General features: G+C 68.8%; 16 protein-coding genes. 12 read left to right on the forward strand and 4 right to left on the reverse strand.

All coding sequences use genetic code 11. The features are described 5' to 3' along the window. Positions 1-577: hypothetical protein (locus AC16DP_RS22315; protein WP_483956854.1), on the forward strand; the 577-nt coding region annotated here is incomplete at its 5' end. Positions 578-634: 57 nt separating this feature from the next. Here the strand turns inward: AC16DP_RS22315 and AC16DP_RS22320 are convergent. Further along, positions 635-2107 carry an RCC1 domain-containing protein gene (locus tag AC16DP_RS22320; protein ID WP_329725499.1) on the reverse strand — a complete coding sequence of 491 codons (1473 nt, stop codon included), beginning with the start codon at positions 2105-2107 and terminating at the stop codon, positions 635-637. Positions 2108-2443: 336 nt separating this feature from the next. Between AC16DP_RS22320 and AC16DP_RS22325 the strand changes: the two genes are divergently transcribed. Continuing rightward, positions 2444-3736 (forward strand): hypothetical protein, encoded by a 1293-nt coding sequence (locus AC16DP_RS22325; protein WP_329725500.1) that lies wholly within the window; start codon positions 2444-2446, stop codon positions 3734-3736. Positions 3737-3852: 116 nt separating this feature from the next. Then, positions 3853-5304, forward strand: a complete 1452-nt coding sequence (locus AC16DP_RS22330; protein WP_329725501.1) for a hypothetical protein — start codon at positions 3853-3855, stop codon at positions 5302-5304. A 55-nt stretch (positions 5305-5359) separates the two neighbouring features. Here AC16DP_RS22330 and AC16DP_RS22335 read toward each other — a convergent pair whose 3' ends face one another. Then, the gene (locus tag AC16DP_RS22335; RefSeq protein WP_329725502.1) at positions 5360-6151 is read right to left on the reverse strand and encodes a hypothetical protein; all 792 of its coding nucleotides are present in this window, start codon (positions 6149-6151) and stop codon (positions 5360-5362) included. Between the two features lie 120 nt (positions 6152-6271). On the opposite strand from AC16DP_RS22335, the gene AC16DP_RS22340 reads away from it, so the two are divergent. From AC16DP_RS22340 to AC16DP_RS22370, 7 genes are all read left to right on the forward strand, one after another. Further along, positions 6272-8500: a sensor histidine kinase gene (locus AC16DP_RS22340; RefSeq protein ID WP_329725503.1), complete on the forward strand. Its 2229-nt coding sequence runs from the start codon at positions 6272-6274 to the stop codon at positions 8498-8500. 9 nt (positions 8501-8509) lie between these two features. Then, positions 8510-9166, forward strand: a complete 657-nt coding sequence (locus AC16DP_RS22345; RefSeq protein WP_329725504.1) for a response regulator transcription factor — start codon at positions 8510-8512, stop codon at positions 9164-9166. A gap of 80 nt (positions 9167-9246) precedes the next feature. Next, positions 9247-12054 carry a protein kinase domain-containing protein gene (locus AC16DP_RS22350; protein ID WP_329725505.1) on the forward strand — a complete coding sequence of 936 codons (2808 nt, stop codon included), beginning with the start codon at positions 9247-9249 and terminating at the stop codon, positions 12052-12054. A 37-nt stretch (positions 12055-12091) separates the two neighbouring features. Then, positions 12092-12946, forward strand: coding sequence for a hypothetical protein (locus AC16DP_RS22355; RefSeq protein ID WP_329725506.1), 855 nt, complete (start codon positions 12092-12094; stop codon positions 12944-12946). Between the two features lie 120 nt (positions 12947-13066). Continuing rightward, positions 13067-14656 carry a sensor histidine kinase gene (locus AC16DP_RS22360; RefSeq protein WP_329725507.1) on the forward strand — a complete coding sequence of 530 codons (1590 nt, stop codon included), beginning with the start codon at positions 13067-13069 and terminating at the stop codon, positions 14654-14656. Further along, positions 14653-15105, forward strand: coding sequence for a response regulator (locus AC16DP_RS22365; protein WP_329725508.1), 453 nt, complete (start codon positions 14653-14655; stop codon positions 15103-15105). The genes AC16DP_RS22360 and AC16DP_RS22365 overlap by 4 nt, the downstream gene beginning before the upstream one ends. A gap of 5 nt (positions 15106-15110) precedes the next feature. Next, positions 15111-15239, forward strand: coding sequence for a hypothetical protein (locus AC16DP_RS22370; protein WP_329725509.1), 129 nt, complete (start codon positions 15111-15113; stop codon positions 15237-15239). A gap of 30 nt (positions 15240-15269) precedes the next feature. Here AC16DP_RS22370 and AC16DP_RS22375 read toward each other — a convergent pair whose 3' ends face one another. After that, the gene (locus tag AC16DP_RS22375; RefSeq protein WP_329725510.1) at positions 15270-17621 is read right to left on the reverse strand and encodes a hypothetical protein; all 2352 of its coding nucleotides are present in this window, start codon (positions 17619-17621) and stop codon (positions 15270-15272) included. Between the two features lie 42 nt (positions 17622-17663). Continuing rightward, a complete protein-coding gene (locus AC16DP_RS22380; RefSeq protein WP_329725511.1) occupies positions 17664-18890 on the reverse strand; it encodes a discoidin domain-containing protein in 1227 nt (408 codons plus the stop codon). 147 nt (positions 18891-19037) lie between these two features. On the opposite strand from AC16DP_RS22380, the gene AC16DP_RS22385 reads away from it, so the two are divergent. Both AC16DP_RS22385 and AC16DP_RS22390 read left to right on the forward strand, forming a co-directional pair. Further along, complete coding sequence (locus AC16DP_RS22385; RefSeq protein ID WP_329725512.1) at positions 19038-19793, forward strand: ABC transporter ATP-binding protein; 756 nt, start codon at positions 19038-19040, stop codon at positions 19791-19793. A gap of 5 nt (positions 19794-19798) precedes the next feature. Beyond that, positions 19799-20602, forward strand: a complete 804-nt coding sequence (locus tag AC16DP_RS22390; protein ID WP_329725513.1) for an ABC transporter permease — start codon at positions 19799-19801, stop codon at positions 20600-20602. The last annotated feature ends 78 nt before the right edge of the window (positions 20603-20680 follow it).

The following is a 20680-nucleotide window of genomic DNA, read 5'->3' on the forward strand; positions in this document are numbered from 1 at the left end:
CAGCTCGTGGGGCGGCACGCTGTCCACCGGCAGCGGGACGTGGTCGGTGGTCTATCCCGCCAACGGCATCATCCTCGAGTACTACGTGGATGGTGTCCTGCGCGGCACCCAGCCCATCCTGGGCGACACCAACCGCTCGGGCACGTGGACCTTCAATGACAGCCCCATTGCCTGCGGCACGCACACCTTCGAGGTGAGGGGCTACCCGGCCGTCTTCGACAGCGCCACGCCCGCGCCCGGCCGGTGCACCACCGGCTCCATGATCAAGACCGCCAGCTTCACCCAGGGCTGCCCCACCGCCACCCTGACGTGCTCGCAGTCCGGTACGACGATCAACTGCACCGGAAGCGGCAGCGGGGGCGAGGGCGGCCCCTACGTCTCGTACTGGCGGGAAGGCATCCAGGCCGACTGGGGCTCGAGCTACTCCGACTGGGAGCAGGGCTCCAATTCCTTCGGCGTCTACTGCATGCCGGCCACCACCCGTGACAACTTCTACCGGCAGTACATCTATTACAAGGTGATGGACGCGAGCGGCATGGAGTCGCCCGTTCGCACGTACACCCGGCTCTGCCAGTAAGCAGGCCAGGTACCGCGTGCGGCCGCGCCAGACGCGTGGCCGCACGCAGCGGGCCCGTCAGCGCAACACCTGCACGGGCGCGGGAGCGGTCCGGGTCGTCCCATCACCGAGCTGCCCCTGGGCGTTGTTGCCCCAGGCGAGCGCGTTCCCGTCCTGCGTCTTCACCAGCGAGTGGTTGGCGCCCGCGGAGAGGATGCTGACTCCGGAGAGTCCCGACACCAGCACGGGCGCGGGGCTGGACGTGGTCGTCCCGTTTCCGAGCTGCCCCTGGGAGTTGTTGCCCCAGGCCCAGGCGAAGCCGTCCTGCGTCCGGGCCAGCGTGTGGGTGACGCCACCGGCGACGGAGGTGATGCCGTAGAGGCGCGCCACCGGCCCCGGGCTGGTGCGGTTGGTGAAGCTCTCGTCTCCGAGCTGGCCGTGGGTGTTGCTGCCCCACGTCCAGAGGCCGCCGTCCTGCCTCACGGCCGCGGTGTGCTGGGCGCCCGCGGCGATGGCGACCACGCCACTGAGCCCCGCGACCGGCGTCGGCGCGTAGCGGACCGTCGTCGTCCCATCCCCGAGCTGGCCATAGCCGTTGTAGCCCCAGGCCGAGACGGTGCGATCCTGCAGCAGCGCCACCGTGTGGTTGGCGCCGGCCGCGATGGCCATGGCGTTGCCGGCGCGCGACTGCACCGGCGTGAAGCGGGGCGTGGTCGTTCCATCTCCCGTCTCACCGTAGGCATTGGAGCCCCAGGTCCAGACGGTGCCGTCCGCCTTCAGCGCCACCGAGTGGTAGCCGTTGGCGGCGACGGCCACCACGTCCGTGAGCCCGGCGATCCGCATCGGCCTGGCGAGGCTGGTGGTCGTCCCGTTTCCGAGCTGTCCCTGGACGTTCTGGCCCCAGGCCAGCACGGTGCCCGTCTCCTCCAGGGCCAGCGTGTGGTAGTAGCCCGCGGCGATGGCGACGATGCCGCCGAAGCCCGAGACCTGCGCCGGCGTGGAGCGGCCGGTGGCCGTCCCGTCGCCCAGCTGGCCGAAGGAGTTGCCGCCCCAGGTCCACAGGGTGCCGTCCGCCTTCAGCTCCACCGAGTGCACGCCGCCAGCGGCCACGCTGGGGCAGCCCTGAACGAAGAGCCGGGTCGTCACCCTGGGGTTGAGGAAGCAGGTGGTGCGCACACCCTGGCTGTCCACCACCATCGGGTAGGCCTTCACCTGGAAGAGGCTCGCCCCGCACGTCGCCTTCTGCTCGCTGAAACGCCAGTCGTTGTCGGCGGAGGAGCCAGGGTTGTTGGGGCGCTCCTCGCTGGTGAGCAGCTCTCCATTGACGAGGTACTCCAGGCGCGCCCCCGTGGCGCCCGTGGAGACCTCGAAGGTGCCTCCGCCACCAATCTCGTTCTGGTACGAGCTGACGCCCTGGATGACGAGGTTGGTGATGCTCAGGCCACTGCACAGCTGCGCCGTGCTCGAGCCAATGGGGTCCTCGGAGGAATTGTGCGTGGGTTCCGGGGCGGGTCCACAGTCCACCAACGTCACGCCCAGCAAGGCAAACAAGGTGGGTCGAATCCAATCAGGCCGCATCAAGTATCCTCCAACGAGTCAATGGGGAGAATAATGAATATATAGTAAAACGAGAGAAATGGCTCCTACTTGTTTCACTCCTCGTCCTGGTCTGGCGGGGGCTGGTTCCGGGGGGCTTTTACATTGGAGCCATGATGTTTCTCGGGGATTCGCGAGGAATCCAGGAGGGGGTGAACGGGGCGAATCTCAAAATCTCAAGCGGCGTCAAAGTATGTCGTTGACGGAGCGTGAAAACGTGGTTTACCTTGAAAAATAATCTTCTGGGGAAGAGGCGTCTCCAAAACCGCGAAGCCGAGCAGGAGCTCTGCAATGAGGAAATGCAACAAGCTGGTTGTGGGCCTGGCCGCGACTCTGATGTCTGGTACCAGTGTCGCGGGCACGGTGACCTACGAGGTCAACTTTCCGCCGACACTGACGACCGCGGATATCAATGGCAGCCTGGGCGCCGGCACGGCGAGAAGCTTCATGGGCGCCTCGCGGATGTCCATCCAGGCCTTCCGGAACGTGACTCCGCCGGATGAGAACTCCATCCTCAATTCCTGTCGGGCCAACTCGCCCATGAACTACTGGCCGGAGCAGTGCAATCCGGACGGGATGAAGACCTCGCTCATCCAGGGCGGATGGGGCAACTGGATCAGCTCGCTGTATACGGATACGCAGCAGTCCGCCGCGCTGAGCCAGCAGATCAGCACCCTGCGCAACTACCGCTCGCCCAACATCGTCCCCATCTATGGCCAGGGCGACCACTGGGTGATGGTCCACAAGATGGTGGTGGACGATGTGTCGGGCAACATCCTCGGCGTCATCTTCCGGGATGGCGGGCCCGGGGGTGACTGGGATTCCAGCTTCAACTCCTACGACGATGGCCAGCGGAGCGCGTCCGGCTCGACCTGGAGCGCCACGTACTACCGGGTGCTCACCAGCATCGGCCCCTCGGATACGTACTACAACAAGTACGTGGTCCTCTGGGATCCGCCCCCGGATGCGCCTCCCGCGGCGATGCAGCCCTTCCGCGCCAAGGAGCCCGCGAGCCCGCTGGCGCAGGGCCAGCGCTCGACGGCCCGCCTCGCCCAGCAGAACGCCATCGAGTCGCTGCGCCTCGGCGGCCTGGATGTGACGGATTCCGAGATGTGGAACGTGCTGTCCAAGGCCACCCCCTGGCACCCCTACGAGGTGAAGGGCGTGTACCCGGATGGGCGCGAGTGGAACTACTACCTGGTGCCCTTCCTCGACACCCGGCGGATGCTGGTGGGCATGGCCATGCTGGACATGGAGACCGCCGCGTACCAGCAGGCGTGGGTGCTGCCGCAGGCGCGCCGCTTCACCGGGATTGATCTCGTCCAGGCGCGGGGCCTCGCCCAGGTGCATGCCGGTCTGAAGGCGGAGGAGACCCTGGACGAGGGCATCCTCACGTGGGATCCCACGACGGAGGGCGCCGTCTCCCGCTCGCCCATGCGGCCCTACTACGAGTTCCGCATCAATGGCCCCAATGGCGAGGATCGTGGCTCGATGGCCGTGCGGCTCGACTCGGGCAACGTCCACCGCCTGAGCCCGTGCAAGGTGAGCCGCCGCGCCGCCCGGTCGCTGGCCTGCGCGGAGTAATGCCAGCCATACCGTAGTCCACGAGGACTCCTCGCGTATCCGCCCGGTGGACAGGGTGGGACGCCGAGGGGTCCTTCGTGCTTTGGTGGAAGGGTCAACCGGAAAGAGGAAGCCTCATGGTCTTTCAGGTGAGCGGAAGGAAGCGGACCGCCCGTGCCTCCCGATGGGGCGCGCTCTTCTGTGGCATGACGCTGCTCTTCGCCCTGGGCTGCCGCATCCCTCCACCCAAGCAAGATCCGCCCGATGGCGGCGAGTTGCCCGATGGCGGCGAGTTGCCCGATGGCGGCGAGCTGCCCGACAGTGGCGAGTTGCCCGACGGGGGGGAGCTGCCCGATGGGGGGGAGTTGCCCGACGGGGGCGACGTGGGGCAGACCGCGACGCTGGTGTCCCCGAGGCCGGCGCAGGTGGAGAAGTTCGGGGCCGCCGTGGCGGTCCATGGCGAGCGCGTGCTCATCGGTGCTCCGGGCAGCGCGACGTCCGAGCGCCTGTCCTCGGGTGCGGCCTATGTGTTCGAGCGCGGGCCGGAGGGGGGATGGGGGGCGGGTTGCCCGCTGATTGACAGCCAGGTGAGCGCCAACGCCACCTTCGGTCAAGCGGTGGCCATGGCGGGCGAGGTGATTGTCATTGGCGCGCCTTTCGGCAAATCGGAGGGGAGCACCACCACCGGAGCCGCCTCCATCTTCGAGCGGCGGGGCCCGGGCTGTGACTGGGTGGAGCGCGCCAGGCTCACGCCTGGGGAGGCGGGGGTCGGGCTCTTCGGCACCGCCGTGGCGACGGATGGGATCCGGGTGGCGGTGGGCGCCTTCGAGACGGGCAGCCGCAAGGAGGGGGCCGTGTATGTGTACTCGAAGCAGGAGGGCACCTGGACCCTGGAGGCCACGCTCTTCGCGAGCGATCGCGTGGCCTCTGCGCACTTCGGCATCTCGGTGGCCCTGTCTGGAGACACCCTCCTGATCGGCGCGGATGCGGATGGCACCCAGGGCGACGCCGCGGGTGCCGCCTACGTCTTCGTGTTCAAGGACGGGCGGTGGTCCGAGCAGGCCAAGCTGCTGGCCAGTCAGGGGGACGAGTTCGACTTCTTCGGCTCTTCCGTGGCGCTGCACCAGGAGACGGCGGTGGTGGGCGCCCAGCTGGATGAGGACAAGGCAGGCACCCGGTCCCCGGGAGCCGTGTACGTCTATTCCAGAAGTGGCGAGCGCTGGCTCGAGCAGGCCCGGCTCGTTCCCGGTGGTGAGCCTTCGGCAGGCGCCTTCGGCATATCCGTGGCGCTCGTGGGGGACACCCTCGTGGCGGGGGCGTACCAGGATGCGGACAAGGGCCGGAACGCCGGGGCCCTGTATGTCTTCCAGCGGGCCGGGGGCGCGTGGAACGAGGGGACGAAGCTCTACCGCGAGGGAGCCTCGGCCGAGGAAGAGTTCGGCTATCAGGTCGCGTTGTCCGGGACGGGCCTCCTGGTGGGCGGGGCTCCCGGAGTGGATGCGCCGGCCGCCAACGCGGGGGCGGTCTCCCTCTCCCGGTTCCCCCTGGTGCCGTCCGTTCGCACGCCCACCTGGAGCGGCCCGCCCTGAGGCCGCGGGGAGGGAGCCCCGGAGGATCCGGCGGCTCCCTCGTCCACGAGGGACGTCATGCCACCGGCATGCACTTGAAGACCGGGCTGGAGCTGACGGTCGACGGCATGCCCGTGCTGTCGATCACCCGGAAGTGGTACTGGTTCTGATCGTACCAGGTGGTCGAGGTGGTCTCGACGCATTGGAAGTCCGCGGTCCACGGGCGCTGGTACCAGTCGAAGAGGTACTGCTCCTGGTAGATCTCCGAGTCCCAGGACTCCTGCCAGTAGGGCGTATAGGTGCCGGAGCCGCCGCTGGCCGTCCCCGTGCAGCGGATGGTCGAGCGCGAGATGCGCTGGCAGGACACGGACGTGGTGGGCCGGCAGGCCCCGTCCTGGATGACGGTCCGGGTGAGCGTCTTCGGAGTCGGGCAGATCTCCTCCGCCCCGTTGCTGCTGATGTGCCGGGGGTAGGCATTGATCACCACCGTGTGTCCACCGCAGCTGACGTTGCCGATGCTGTAGGACCAGGTGCCGGAGGTTTTTCCCGTGGATGGATCATACGTGCCGGGAAGCCACTGCCGGGTGGGGGTCGGATTGTTGTCGAGGAAGTACTCCATGTACACGGAGTTGGCGTTGGGAGAGACCGTCCAGGTTCCGGCCCCGGCGATGACGCCATCGTACGAGTCCATGCCACTCACCGTCAGGTCGGTGACGCTCATGAGGGAGCACATGGCGGACTCCCGGGTGCCCACGGGCTCCGCACCGGCGGGCACCGGTCCGTCTTCATCGGGAACACCTCCACAACCGGTGAGCAGCAGGCCGGACAGCAGCGCACGGAGGAGGCAGCGGGTCGGGGGCGACGTCATGGTCTGGGTTCCTCTCAGCAGGTGGGAAATCCAGGGTAACGCCTGATTCCAGAATATTCCACTGTGGCCACTATTCCTCCGTGGGGTGCCTCCTTCGCGCCGGGTATCATGCGGTCCGTGATGCGTGTGCTGGCCTTGCTGCTCCTGCTGTGGGCGGCTCCTTCGGTGGCGGAGGAGCGGGCGAAGACGGTGCTGCTCTTCGTGCCGGAGGACGTGACGGTCCCGGCCACCGCGGACTTCACCCGCAACTTCCGGCAGGTGATGCAGAGCGAGTGGCGGGAGTCCGTCACCGTCAACGTGGAGCACCTGGAGATGGCCTGGTTCGGCAGCGCCGGGTACAAGCGGGCGCTGCGTGACTTCTATGTCGCCAAGTACCGCGACCGCCGGCCCGATGCGCTCGTCGTCTTCGCGGATGCCACCCCCTTCGCGCTCGAGCTCCAGCAGGAGCTGTGGCCCCAGGTGCCGCTGCTCTCCGTCCAAAACGACGACTTCCTGGCGGAGGCCCTGCCCGCGAGCCCCTACGTGCGGGGCAACTGGGCGGACTTCGACGTCCCGGCCACCGTGCGCACGGCGCTGCGGCTCCTGCCGGACACGCGCCATGTCGTCCTCGTGCTCGGCTCCAGCCAGCGGGAGCTGGAGGCCTGGGACTTCGTGGAGCAGGAGATCCGCTCCGCCGCGCCGGACCGCGGGTTCATCGGGCTCCCCGGGCTGACGCTGGAGGAGCTGCGGCGGTGGATGCGCGAGCTGCCCGCGGACAGCGTGGTCTTCCTGATCGGCTTCATGCGGGATGCGCAGGGCCGCAACCTCAGCGCGTACGACGTGCTGCGGATACTGCACGCCGATGGTGGCAGTCCCCCCATCTTCAGCGTCCACAGGACGATGCTGGGCAGTGGCATCGTCGGAGGCATGCTGCTGGATTACCAGGAGCTCGGCCGGCAGGTGGCGCGGCGGACCTTCCGGCTGCTCGAGGGCGAGCGGGCCTCGAGCCTCCCCCCCGGTCCCTTCGAGGTCAACCAGCTGGCCTTCGACGCCCGGGAGCTGCAGCGCTGGAACATCCCCGAGAGCAGGCTTCCCCCCGGCAGTGTGGTGCACTTCCGCCAGCCGGGCCTCTGGGAGCGCTACCGCGGGTTGGTGACGGGCGTGCTGGTGGCCGGTGCGCTGCAGGCGGCGCTCATCGTCGTGCTGTTGGTGGAGCGCCGGCGGCGCATGGGCGCCCAGCGGTTGCAGCTGGCGGTGCTGGACTCGCTGCCGGGTGCGGTGGCCATCCTCGACAATCACGGGGTGGTGCTGCGGGCCAACCCGGTTCCGGCCGGGCTCCAGGTGCTGGAAGGATGGACCGCCGAGGCGCTCTTCGCGCCGGGCATCGCCTACCTGGAGCACTTCCGCGAGGCGGCGCGCACCGGCAACCCGGACATGGCGCCGGTGGCCGCGCTGCTGCTGGACGTGCTCCGCGGCCACGCCCACGAAGGCGTGGTGGAGTTCCGCGGCTTCGCGGAGGACACCTGGTTCGAGCTGCGCGCCCGGCACCTGGAGCTGCCCGAGGGCGGCGCCGTCGTCTCCCTGGTGGACGTCACCCCCCGCCGGCGCGCCGAGCTGGAGGCTCGCCGGGCCCGGGACGAGCGGGCCCACCTGGAGCGCGTGGCCGCCGTGGGCGAGCTGGGCGTCTCCATCGCCCACGAGCTGAACCAGCCCCTGGCCGCCATCCTCACCAACGCGGAGATGGCCCAGCGCCTGTTGACGCGCTCACCCACGGATCTCCCCCTGCTGCGGGAGATGCTCCAGGACATCGTCTCCGACAACAAGCGGGCAGGGGAGGTCATCCGCCACATGCGGGCGCTGCTGAAGAAGGGCGAGGTCTGCTTCGGCGAGTACGATCTCAACGAGCTGATCCAACGGGTGATGCGCCTGGTGAGCAACGACGCGCAGCTGCGTGGGGCCACGCTCACGCTGCACCTGGCCGAGTCGCCCCTGCCCGTCAGGGCGGACGGCGTGCAACTGCAGCAGGTGGTGCTCAACCTCGTCATGAACGCCCTGGACGCGGTGGGCGCCTGCCCTCCCGGCGAGCGGCGGATCTGGGTGCGCACGCGCCCGCTGGAGGATCGGGCGGAGCTCGTCGTGGAGGACACGGGCCCGGGCCTGAGTGACGAGGTGCTCGCGCGTCTCTTCGAGCCCTTCTTCACCACCAAGGCCAAGGGCCTGGGCATGGGGCTGTCCATCAGCCGCTCCCTGCTCGAGGTGCACCAGGGCCGCCTCCAGGCCGAGCGAGGGCCGGGCCGTGGCGCGCTCTTCCGCTGCACGCTTCCGCTCGTCCCCGAGCGCCATGCTACCGTGGAGCCACTGGCTGGATAGGGGGCCACCTTGGACGGCACGTCGATTCCATCGCCTCCCACGGTGTTCGTCGTGGATGATGATCCCTCGGTGCTGCGCAGCCTCACGCGCATGTTCCAGGTGGAGGGGTACGCGGTGGAGGGCTTCGCCCATCCGCGGCAGATGCTGGCGCACGGACCCGGCAGGCGCCCGGGGTGCGTGGTGATGGACCTGCGCATGCCGGAGCTCAACGGGTTGGAGCTGCAGGAGGAGCTGCGGCGCGTGGGGTGGCTGCACCCCATCATCTTCATCAGCGGGCATGGGGACGTGCCGGCGGCGGTGAAGGCGATGAAGGCCGGCGCCGTGGACTTCCTGCCCAAGCCCTTCAGCACCGGGGAGCTGCTGGCCGCGGTGGAGCGGGCGCTGGCGCAGGATCGCGCGGCGGCCGCCGCCGAGCAGGAGCTCGAGGCGCTGCGGGCCCGCTTCGCCTCCCTGTCTCCCCGCGAGTGGCAGGTGTGCCGGATGGTGGCCCGCGGGCTGCTCAACAAGCAGATCGCCGCCGAGCTGGGCACCGCCGAGCAGACGGTGCGCCTGCAGCGCGGCCGCGTCATGGACAAGCTGGCCGTGGACTCGGTGGCGGAGCTGGTGCGGCTGCTGGAGCGCCTGGATCGCTCTCCGGCGGCCAACGCCAAAGATCTTCCAATTTAGTAAAATTCCAGAGTTCCTGTCAATTCAACATAGATCTCATGGGCATCCCGTGAGGCGATGGCCTAACTCTGGGGATCCCCATGTGGACGAAGGATCTCCAGAGCGAGCCCGGACTTGCCCCGACCTTGATGAAGGACGGGAGGGAGCCGTCCATCGAGCGCAGGAGGATCCCTCCGTCCCTGGCGGCGCGGTACCCGGACCTGCGGTTCGCTGGCGAAGGCGCGATGGGGACCGTCTACCGGGCCGTGGATCCCCAGCTCGGCCGGCCCATCGCGCTCAAGCTGCTCAAGAGCGGGGAGCCGTCGCTGTACCGGAGGTTCATCGCGGAGGCCCGGGCCCAGGCACGCATCCAGCACGAGCACGTGTGCTGTGTCTACGAGGCCGGGCTGGCGGATGGCGAGCCGTACATCGTGATGCAGTACATCAACGGTGAGCCGCTGTCGCGCGTGAGCGAGCACCTGACGCTCGAGCAGAAGGTGAAGCTGCTGGAGCAGGTCGCCCTGGCGGTGCACGAGGCGCACCGGGAGGGGATGATCCACAGGGATCTCAAGCCGGGGAACATCCTCGTGGAGCGGTGCGAGAACGGCACGTGGAAGCCGTACGTCGTGGACTTCGGGCTGGCGCGCGAGGTCGCGCAGCGGGGGCAGACCCAGACGGGCGAGGTGCTCGGGACGCCGGCCTACATGTCACCGGAGCAGGCCAATGGGGACGTGCACCAGTTGGATCGCCGCTCGGACGTGTACTCCCTGGGCGCGACGCTGTACGACGTGATCGCCGGGCGGCCGCCCTTCGTCTCGGAGCACCCGTGGAAGTTGCTCCTGATGTCGGCGCTGGAGGATCCGCCGCCCCTGGGGCAGGTGAAGCCGGGCGTCCCGAAGGATCTCGAGCTCATCGTCATGAAGTGCCTCGAGCGGGAGCCGGGGCGCCGCTATGACTCGGCGCGGGCGCTCGCGGAGGAGCTGCGGCGCGTCCTGGACGGAGAGCGGATCCACGCGAAGCGGGCCTCCTGGGGATACCGGCTGTGGAAGAAGGCGCTGCGGCACAAGCTGCTCACGGTGAGCCTGGGAGCGCTCGTGCTGGGCGCGCTCGCGCTGGGCGCCGTCTGGGTGGGGAGCCAGCGGCACGCGGCGGAGCAGGCCCGGCTGGCGCGGGAGCTGGGCGAGAGCGTGAAGGAGATGGAGTGGTTCCTCCGCGCGGCGTACGGGCTGCCCCTGCATGACGTGGAGCGGGAGCGGGACGTGGTGCGCGCCCGGCTCGAGGAGATCTCCCGGCACATGGACGCCCTGGGCGAGGCGGGAAGGGGACCCGGACACTACGCGCTCGGGCAGGGGTACCTCGCGCTCGGCGAGCCCGCGCGGGCCCGGGAGCACCTGGAGCAGGCGCGCGCGGCCGGGTACTCGCCGGCGAGCCTCGGGTACGCACTGGGGCGGGCGCTCGGCGAGCTCTACCGGCGCGCCCTGGAGGACACCCGGCGCATCACCCACCCGGGCGAGCGCCAGAAGAAGGTGGCGCAGCTCGACCAGGAGCTGCGCGAGCCCGCGCTCCAGCACCTGCGGGCGGCGATGGGGGCGAGGCTCGAGGTGCCCGAGTACGTGGAGGGGTTGATCGCCCTGTACGAGGGCCGCCACGAGGAGGCGATCGCGAAGGCGAGGGCGGCCTTCACCCAGGCCCCGTGGATGTACGAGCCGAAGAAGCTCGAGGGGGACGCGCTGTTCGCCGAGGGCAGCAGGTACCGGCATGACGCGGCGTTCGACCACGAGAAGATGAAGGGCTACTTCGAGCGGGCGGCGGAGGCCTACCGGGAAGCGGCGGAGGTGGGCCGCAGCGAGCCGGCCATCCACCTGGCCCAGTGCGAGCTGTGGGAGAAGCGGGGGTGGGCGGATGCCTCGAAGGACCTGCCGCCCGACCCGGCTTTCGATGCCGCCCAGGCGGCGTGCGACCGCGCGGTGAGCGCGAGCTCGAGGAATGGCGAGGCCCTGGTGCGGCGGGCCCTGGTGCTGCTGGCGCGGGTGCATGTGCGGAGTGACGACGCCTCGGAGGAGGGGATCCGCCGGGTGGAGGAGGCACTCGAGGCCGCCGAGGCGGGACGGCGGGTGCTCCCCCAGGAGGTCATGGCCCATTACGCGGTGGCCCAGGCCCACTTCCTTCGAACCTCCCTGCTCTACAAGCTGGGCCGCGAGGCCTCCATGGAGCAGGCCATCGCGGCCTACCAGGCGGTCATCGCCCTGGAGCCGGGTTTCACCTGGGCGCACAACGAGTTGGGGGAGGCGTATCTCGAGGATGCCAGGAGGGTGCTCGCGCGGGGAGGGGAGGCGGCACCGCTGCTGGACACGGCGGTGCGCCAGTACGAACGGGCCCTGGCGATCGATCCGGCATTCGCGCTGCCCGTGGGCGGCCTGCTGGAGGCCGCGAGGGTCCGGCTCGAAGCGGAGATCTCCCGGGAGCGCGAGGCGCCCGAGGCGTTCCAGGCGCTCTCCCATGCGGTGGCCCTGCTCGAGCGGACGGGCTCCAGCGCCTCGGTCGTGGCGCTCTGGAAGGCGCGCGCGCACCGGCTTCGTGCCCACCACGCTCTCGTGCTCGGCCGGGATGCTCATTCCTCATTGGTGGCCGCCGTCGAGGTGATCCATGCCGCCGCCGGAGAATCGCCGGAGGACTCCCGGCTGCTGAGGGAGTTGGTCCTGGATCGCCTCCTCGAAGCCGAGAACGAGCGGCGCCAGGGACGGGAGCCGGAGCTGGCGCTGCGGAAGGCACGGGCCGCGATGCGCAGGGTGAGTGCGGTGAGCACGACGCGCGCCGACCTGACCTGCAAGGCGGCGGGCCAGATGAGTCCGCCCTTGTCCAGGGAGTGCCAGCGCCTCCTGCGCGAGGCCAAGGCCTCCCTCCGTTGAAACAAAGACATACACGTTGTCGAACCCGGAGAACCCCATGCAGATGAAACGCACCCACCTTCTGTCCCTGCTCGTCCTCATGGCCGGCCTCGCTGGCTGTGGCAGCACCGAGGAGGGCCTCGAGCAGGGTCATCCACTCCCGGCCGCCGGCCAGACACTGTTGGGCGACGAGCGCGATCCGCCCAAGGGACTGAATGGCACGACCCCATCCTGCTTCTGGGCTCCGGGCTCCCAACAGGCGCTCAGGACCCTGGGCGCCGCCGCCCTCGATCAGGGCGCGGGGTTGCTGCCAGGCATCCCGCTGAGCCAGGTCTCCGCGTCATGCCGGCACGTGCTCCGCTCGGCCGTCGAGTGTGCCCTCACGCCCGAGCAGTCCGTGAGGGATCCCGTGACGGACGAGCTCTACACCGGGTGGTGGGGGCTGGCCCCCTCGTGGTCCAGCGGGGTCCTGGACACCGCGGGCCGCCGGTATGTGACGGCGTGCATGGTCCAGCGGCTGAACTACTACGGGGCCTCCGTCCCCATCCTCCTCGAGGGCCCTCACTCCGCCATCACGCGCAACACGTCCTATGACGCGCAGTACGCCATCGAGGAGTCCACCGTCTTCGGCGATCTGTTCTCGTCCACCGCGCCCCTGTTGGGACTCCTGCCCGCGTTCAACGTGTACGTGTGCTGGGAGTCCTTGCTGCCCCAATCCTGTGGCCTGCTGGGGCTGCCCCTGCTCGAGAAGCGCATCTGCGACGATGCGCCCCTGTGCGGCCTGGTCACGCTGGGGCCGTGCGACCTGTCCTGCGTGGAGAATGGTCCCTACTGGAAGTGCCGGTCGGGTCTGCTCTCTCCGTGGTGGACGGAGACGGTCCGGGTGAAGCTGGAAACCGCCACCTGCCAGTGAGTCCGGCGTCCGTTCAGAGGATGGCTCGGGATCGTGAAAGTCTGTACGCTTTCACACGCCCGCCCCCCCTCATGACGACCCCGCCGAGCCCTACATGGGGGAGGCTCCTGGCCCCTCCCCATGACCGCTCCGTCTCCGCAGAATCCCCCCCTCCAGGCGCTCGCTGACAGCATCTTCCAGGTGCAGCACCAGCCCCTGCTGCGCGCCTTCCTCGACAACTCCTCCGAGGGGCTGGGCATCGTCGATCCGAAGGGCCACCCGCTCTACATGAACGTGCGGGTCCAGCAGATCCTCGGCATCGGGTTGGCGGACGCCCGCCCGGAGGAATGGAGCGAGCGGTACGGCGTCTTCTACCCGGACTCCGAGACGCTGTTCCCCTCCGAGAAGCTCCCGCTCTACCGCGCCCTCCAGGGGGAACAGGCGGCTGATCAGGAGATCTTCGTCCGCAACGCCATCATTCCGGAGGGCCGGCACTTCCTCGCGCGCGCCTGGCCCGTGCGCGACGGCGAGGGCCAGCTCCTGGGCGCCATCCTCATCCTGCGCGATACCGAGATCGAACGCCGGGCCGAGGCCGAGCGGCGCCGCACCGAGCAGCGCTTCCAGCGCATCGTGGAGGCCGCCCAGGAGGGCCTCTGGACGCTCGACGCGCAGAGCCGCACCACCTACGTCAACCGCCACGCGGCCGGCATGCTCGGCTACTCACCCGAGGAGATGGTGGGAAGGCACGTCCTCGAGTTCGTCGATCCGGCGGACCACGGCCAGGCCCTCCAGGCGATCGAGCGGCAACAGCGCCAGGGCCTGAACTCCCTCCTGGATGACTTCAAGTTCGTGCGCAAGGACGGGACGTTCCTCTGGACCAAGGTCTCGGCATGTCCCGTCCATGACGACAGCAATGGCCAGTACACGGGCTCGCTGGCCATCGTCGTGGACATCACCCGGCGCCGCGAGGCCGAGGAGCAGGTGCGCCGGCTCAACGCGGAGCTGGAGCGCCGCATCGCCGAGCGCACCGCCCAGCTCGAGTTCTCCAACCGCGAGCTGGAGGCCTTCGCCTATTCCGTCGCGCATGATCTGCGCGCGCCCCTGCGCAGCATCTCCAGCTTCAGCCTCGCCCTGACCGAGGACTGTGCCGGGCAGCTCGACGCCACCGGCCAGCAATACCTGCAGCGCATCCGCGCCTCGGCCCATCGCATGGCCGAGCTCATCGACGGCATCCTCGCGCTCTCCCGGGTCAACCGCGCCGAGCTCGTGGTGAAGGACGTCCCCCTGTCCGACATGGCGCGCTCCATCTCCGAGCAGATCCAACGCTGGAAGCCCGGGCGCACCGTGAACTTCCGCATCCAGGAGGGCCTGGTGGCCCGCGGGGACGCGCAGCTGCTGCTCCTGGTGCTGGAGAACCTGATGGGCAACGCCTGGAAGTTCACCCGTGACACGCCGGTGGCGGAGATCGAGTTCGGCACGTTGCCGCGGACGGGGAAGGGACACATCTACTTCGTCCGGGACAACGGCGCGGGGTTCGATATGGAGTACCAGAAGAAGCTCTTCGGCGTCTTCCAGCGGCTGCACACGCAACAGGAGTTCGAAGGCCATGGGGTGGGACTGGCCACCGTGCAACGCATCATCCGCCGCCATGCGGGCCGGGTCTGGGGCGAGGGCCGGGTCGGGGAGGGTGCCACCTTCTACTTCACCCTCCACGAGGAGAGCGTCTCATGACTCATCCGAACCAGCGCGTCATCCTGCTCGTCGAGGACAACGAAGATGACGAGCTGATCACCCTCCGGGCGTTCCGCAAGAGCAACATCCACAACCCCGTGATCGTCGTCCGGGATGGAGCGGAGGCGCTGGACTACCTCTTCATCCAGGGCCGGCACGCGAACAGGGATCCGGAGATCCAGCCCCAGATCGTCCTGCTGGATCTGCACCTGCCGCGCATCGACGGCCTGGAGGTGCTGCGGCGCATCCGCTCCGACGAGCGGACGCGGACCCTGCCCGTGGTCATCCTCACCTCGTCCAAGGAGGAGCGGGATCTGGTGGAGGGCTACCAGCTCGGCGTCAACAGCTTCGTCCACAAGCCCGTGGACGTCACCGACTTCTTCGAGTCCGTGCGGCAGCTGGGCATGTACTGGCTCGTGCTCAACGAGCTTCCCGCCAAGAGAAAGTAGAACCCATGAAGGGACCCGAGCCGGAGCTCCACGCGTTGATGGAGCGCGAGTGGCTCGACGGCTCGCTCCCCCTGGACATCCTCGAGCGGCGGGTGGACGCCTGGGTGGAGCGGAGCCGGGCCGGGACGGCCTGAACCGCCATCCCGGCGGCGCGCTGACGAGACTCAGAGGGACGCGTCGGTGAGGAGGTAGCTCACCGTGCCGTTGCAGCTGTTGCTCGACCAGCAGCCGGCGCGCAGCTGGTGCGTGCCGTTGGTGCCCCACGGGACGACGTACTCGAAGGTGGAGAGGAGCCCACCGCACGCGTCGTCGTTGTAGGTCACCTGCGCGCCCGCCGCGGTGAACAGCCGCAGGTAGGTGTCTCCGGTGCCCGAGGCCCCCGTCACGTCGCAGGTGCCCACCTTGAGGCGCTGGCCCTCCACCAGGGAGAGATCGCGGTTGCTGGTGTTGACGGTGGCGCTGCTGGTGTTGCTCGCGCTGTAGGAGAACGAGCCGCGGATGTTCCACACCGCCGTGCCGCCGCAGCTGGTGCTGGACCAGCAACCGGCGCGCAGCTGGTACGTGCCGCTGGCCCCCGCCGGGACGGTATAGGCGAAGTTGGACAGGGCCCCGCCGCACGCGTCGTCGTTGGCCACCACCTCCGTGCCCCAGGGCGAGAACAGCCGCAGGTAGGTGTCTCCGGTGCCCGAGGCGCCCGCCACGCCGCAGGTGCCCAGCGTGATCGTCTCGCCGGCCATCAGGGGGATGTTCCGGGTGACGAAGTTGGCGGTGCTGCTGCCCGTGGCGCTCGCGTTGTAGGTGAGCTTGTTGCCGCCCACGCCGCACCACGCCTTGAGCTGGTTGAGCCGCAGGGCATCCTCCACCGCGTCGCCCGTGTTGTTGTCGTAGAGGTCACCCGTCTGCTGCATGAAGAAGCGCGTGTACAGCATGCAGTCCTGCGCGATGAACATCTTCTTGGGCACCGCGAACTGGTTGTCCCAGTCCATGGAGCGGATGAAGCCGAGCAGGAACTGGCCGTTGAAGCCGTTGGGCGCGTCATAGCCGTTCATCATCGCGTCCGAGGGGCTCGAGCCCACCGCGCCGAGCACCGACTGCCACTGGGGCCGCGTGTCGAGGAAGGACATCTTGATGGCGGCGTACGTGTTGTAGGCCGGGGCGAACCGGAACATGTCGAAGTGCCCGGCACCGTTGACCCACATCAGCTGATCCAACTGCTGGCTGGAGTAGGGCGTGTTCGCGGGATTGGCGGGTACCTCCTGGTCCACCTGGTAGGGCTCCGGATCCATGAGCGTCTTCCAGTAGTCGAGCTCTTCACCCGTGGCCTTCTTCACCACGTAGTTGAGGATGGCCTCCTTGAGGGCCTTGAACAGATCGATCTTGAAGGTGATGGCGGAGATGATGTTCTCGATGATGGCGGAGAGGGTGCAGATGGCATCCGGCGCACCCATCATCGAGCAGAGGTAGCGCTGCTTGTAGGTGCCCACGACGGCCTTGGCCGTATCGATGTCGGCCTTGTGGTTGGTCTGCATGAACAAGGCGCGCGCCACGTCGGTGCTGGCGGCCGGCCAGGCCTTCAGGCCGCGGTTGATGTCCCGGACCCAGGCCTCCATGTAATAGACGGGCAGACCGGCGATGACGTTGTAGGCGATGAGGAGCGCCTTGTAATAGGCGGCCTTGAGGCAGGCGCCGGGGCGGTACCAGGTGCACCGGTCCGCGTTCTCCTTGTACTTCTGCTTCAGCCAGCGGACGTGCTCGTAGTAGCCGTCGATCTTGTCCTCGAGGCCGGCGCGCAGCTCCGTGAAGAGGCGCGGCAGGCTGGCGGACTGGGTGTTCCGGGTGAGCTTCCAGACGTCGTTGCTCCAGCTGCCATCCCGCGAGCGCCGGGCGTCGATCATGTTGTCGTAGATGAAGGTGTTCACCGCCGAGGTGTCGATGGAGTAGTCGCTCAGGGCGGGGGTGCGGCGGCCCACGTGGCCCTCGGCGACGACGTGCCTCTTGGCGTTGCCGTCCGCGAAGTTGAAGGGCCCGCGCGCGTAGTGGTTGATGAAGGTGTGGCCGAACATGTCGCCGGCCGCGTGCGAGAGGAAGCCCATCACGAAGGCGCGCTGCTGCGGGGTGCTCGCCCGGGTGTAGAGGTGGCGCATCCAGGGATCCGAGTCGCTGCCGCTGTCCTCGCGGGCCGGGTGGATGACGCTCTGGCCGAAGAGCAGGTCCGGGTAGGCATCCGGACCCAGCACGCCCGCGCGGTAGTACGCCGGGTAGTCACGCAGCGCCTGGTAGATGCTGCTGGACACCGCGTAGGTGCCGATGAGGCCCGCCTGCTGGCGGTTGTAGAAGTCCACCTGGTTCAGCGAGATGGAGCCGTTCTGCGCCATGAGCTCCGCGCGGGCCTTCTCCGCGAGGTAGACGTGGGTGATGGGCTTCCACGCCCATGCCGGAAGCGAGACGCAGAGCACGGACAGGATGATGCAGGCCGCGAGCCGCGCCCGGGCAGCGGTAGAGAATGAAGTCTTCATGGAGAGATCTCTGAAGGAAGAAGAGGGAAGGGGAGTGGGGCCTTACGGGAGCGGGCCGCCGCTGCCGTCGCAGTTGGCGCCGGTGAGCGTGATGTTCCCCATGGAGACGGCGACGATGGGGGCGCGCGCGTCGTTGTCCTCGGTGACGTACAGGCGGTACTTGCCGTAGGAGCCCGGCGTGCTCACGGTGTAGTGGCGCTCCTCGTTGCCACCCCAGTTGATCTCGTTGGTGCGGCTGTCCACCGTCACCCAGGTGTCGCCGCCGTTCGAGCCCTGCAGCTGGAAGTCACGCGGGGCGCGCGACGTGAGCGTGCCGTTGATGAAGCGCAGCGAGTACCGGGTGATCTGCCGCGGCCCATCGCTGAACTCGTAGCCGATCCACACGGGGTTGCTCGTCCACGTCTCGGAGATCCACTGCGTGCCGTTGGGGTTGGAGTCGAAGGCCTGCCACGCCTCGTCCGTCGAGGTGTAGATGCCCGAGCGGGTCACGATGCCGCGCGGCGTGTTGGGGCCCGTCATCACCGGCACCTGGCTGGAGGCCGTGCAGCTCCAGGCGGACGTCACCGTGCGCGAGCCGCCGGGCCCGGGGGTGAGCGACAGCTCGGCCCGCGCCGACTGCGAGGCCGCGCCCAGCACCACCGCGGCGCCCTTGCCATCCGAGCGCGACACCACCTGCCAGTTGTCCATCCAGATCAGATCATCGCCGAGCGGGCTCGCCCGGCCCGCCCCGAGCACGGCGTGCGTCTGATCCGCCATGAGGAAGGCGACGCCCGACTTGTCGCTCGCGTCGTCGGCCACCTGCACCACCAGGTCGCGCCGGCCGTCCGCGTCGAAGTCGCCGTACTGGATGCAGGGCCGGGTGAGGCAGCTCACCGTCATGTCCGCGCCGTAGAGCGCCTTGACGCGCGCGGCCGCCCACTCACCGTCCTCGATGAAGGAGTTCCCCATGGGCGCCTCCACGCTGGGATCCACCGCCACCAGCGTGCTGGGCCGCGCGTAGGTGAACGTGCCCAGCTCCGCCTCCACCTCCTGGAGGGCCTGGGTCTCCTCGGGCGTGTCCACCGGATCGCGCAGGCTCGCGCGCAACCGCTCCATGAGCTCGCTCGGAGCCGGGAAGGACTCGAAGGTCGGTTCGGTGTCCATCGCCAGCGCCGCCGCGCTCTTCGCGGGGGCCACGGACGATGCATCCACGGGGGTCCGGCTCTCGGTGCAGGCGGTGATGCCCACGCACAGCGGCATCAGGAGGTACCAGGTGTTGGATCGAATCACGGGCACTCAGGGGGTCAGGGGTGAAATGACGCGGCGTACGAGGCGCCAGCGACGTCCTCCTGTGTGCCAGAAATACAGTCTGGTCTCAAATGTCCATTTTTGTCGAAATGTCCCACCTGGGGTGCTGGAGGTGGCGTAGAAGGCCGCATGCCCACGACGCATGAACGGGTCCTCTCGGTGCAGGCGCTGCGCAAGCAGTACGGCGCCACCGTCGCGGTGGACGGCATCTCGTTCGACGTGGGCCGCAAGGAGATCGTCGGGCTGCTCGGCCCCAATGGCGCCGGGAAGACCACCACCATCAACATGATCCTCGGCGTCCTCGAGCCCACCGCGGGGACCATCCTCATCGAGGGCGTGGACCTGGCGAAGCGCCGCTCCCAGGCGCTCGAGCGCACCAACTTCGCCGCCGTCTACTCGCCCCTGCCCGGCAACCTCACCGTGCAGCAGAACCTGCGCGTCTCCGGCCTCATCTACGGCGTGAAGGGGCTCTCCGCCCGCATCGAGGAGCTGCTCGTCCAGTTCGATCTCGTCCGCTTCCGCCACACCAAATCCGGCGTGCTCTCCTCGGGCGAGCAGACGCGCGTGGCCCTCGCCAAGGCCATGCTCAACCGGCCGCAGCTGCTGCTGCTCGACGAGCCCACCGCCTCGTTGGATCCCGCCACGGCGCAGGACATCCGCGCACGCATCCGCGACTTCACCACCCAGGGGACGGGCGGCGTGCTGTGGACCTCGCACAACATGTACGAGGTGGAGGAGGTGTGCGACCGCGTCCTCTTCGTGTCGCGCGGGAAGGTGTTGCTCGAGGGGGACCCCAAGGCCCTGCCGCGCGAGCACGGCAAGGCGACCCTGGAGGAGCTGTTCATCACCGTGGCGCGGGAACCGCTCGCGCTGGAGCGAGTCTGAGCCCCATGGCCTTCAACCGCGCCGCCGCCATCGTCCTGCGCCAGTTCTATCTCATCCGCGGGAGCCCCTCGCGCATCTTCCCGCTCTTCGTGTGGGTGGCCATCGACATGGTGCTGTGGGGCTTCATGTCCCGCTACCTCAACAGCGTCACCGCGCCCGGGCTCGACTTCGTCCCCGCGCTGCTGGGCGCGGTGCTCCTCTGGGACTTCCTCACCCGCGTCATGCAGGGCGTCACCATGGCGTTCTTCGAGGACGTGTGGTCGCGCAACTTCCTCAACGTCTTCGCCACGCCGCTCTCCATCACCGAGTACGTGGGCGGGCTCGTGCTCTCCAGCATCGCGACGAGCTCCATCGGGCTCATCGTGATGGTCCTGGTCTCGGGCGCGGCGTTCGGCCTGTCCCTGCTCACCTACGGTCTGCTGCTCGTGCCGTTCCTGCTGGTGCTCTTCCTGTTCGGCATCGCGCTGGGCATCTTCGGGGCCGCCGTGGTGCTCCGGCTCGGGCCGTCCGCGGAGTGGTTCGTCTGGCCCATTCCCGCCGTGGTCTCGCCCTTCGCGGGCGTCTTCTATCCGCTCTCCACGCTCCCCGAGTGGATGCGGGCCATCTCGCACCTGCTGCCACCCTCCTACGTCTTCGAGGGCATGCGGACGATCGTCGCGGGCGGCCCCTTCTCGGGCACCTCGCTGCTGTGGGGCGTGGGGCTCGCCGTGCTCTACATCCTGCTGGCGAGCTGGTTCTTCACCCGCGTCTACCGCTACGCCGTGCGCACCGGCCTCATCGCCCGCTACAGCGCCGAGAGTGTGAGCTAGGGACGTCCTCCTCGCGAGGAGCTGTCCGCTAACGGACGGGCCCGCCGGATGCCTCGGAACGAAGCATCCGGGAAATAG

Source organism: Archangium sp., assembly GCF_057119385.1.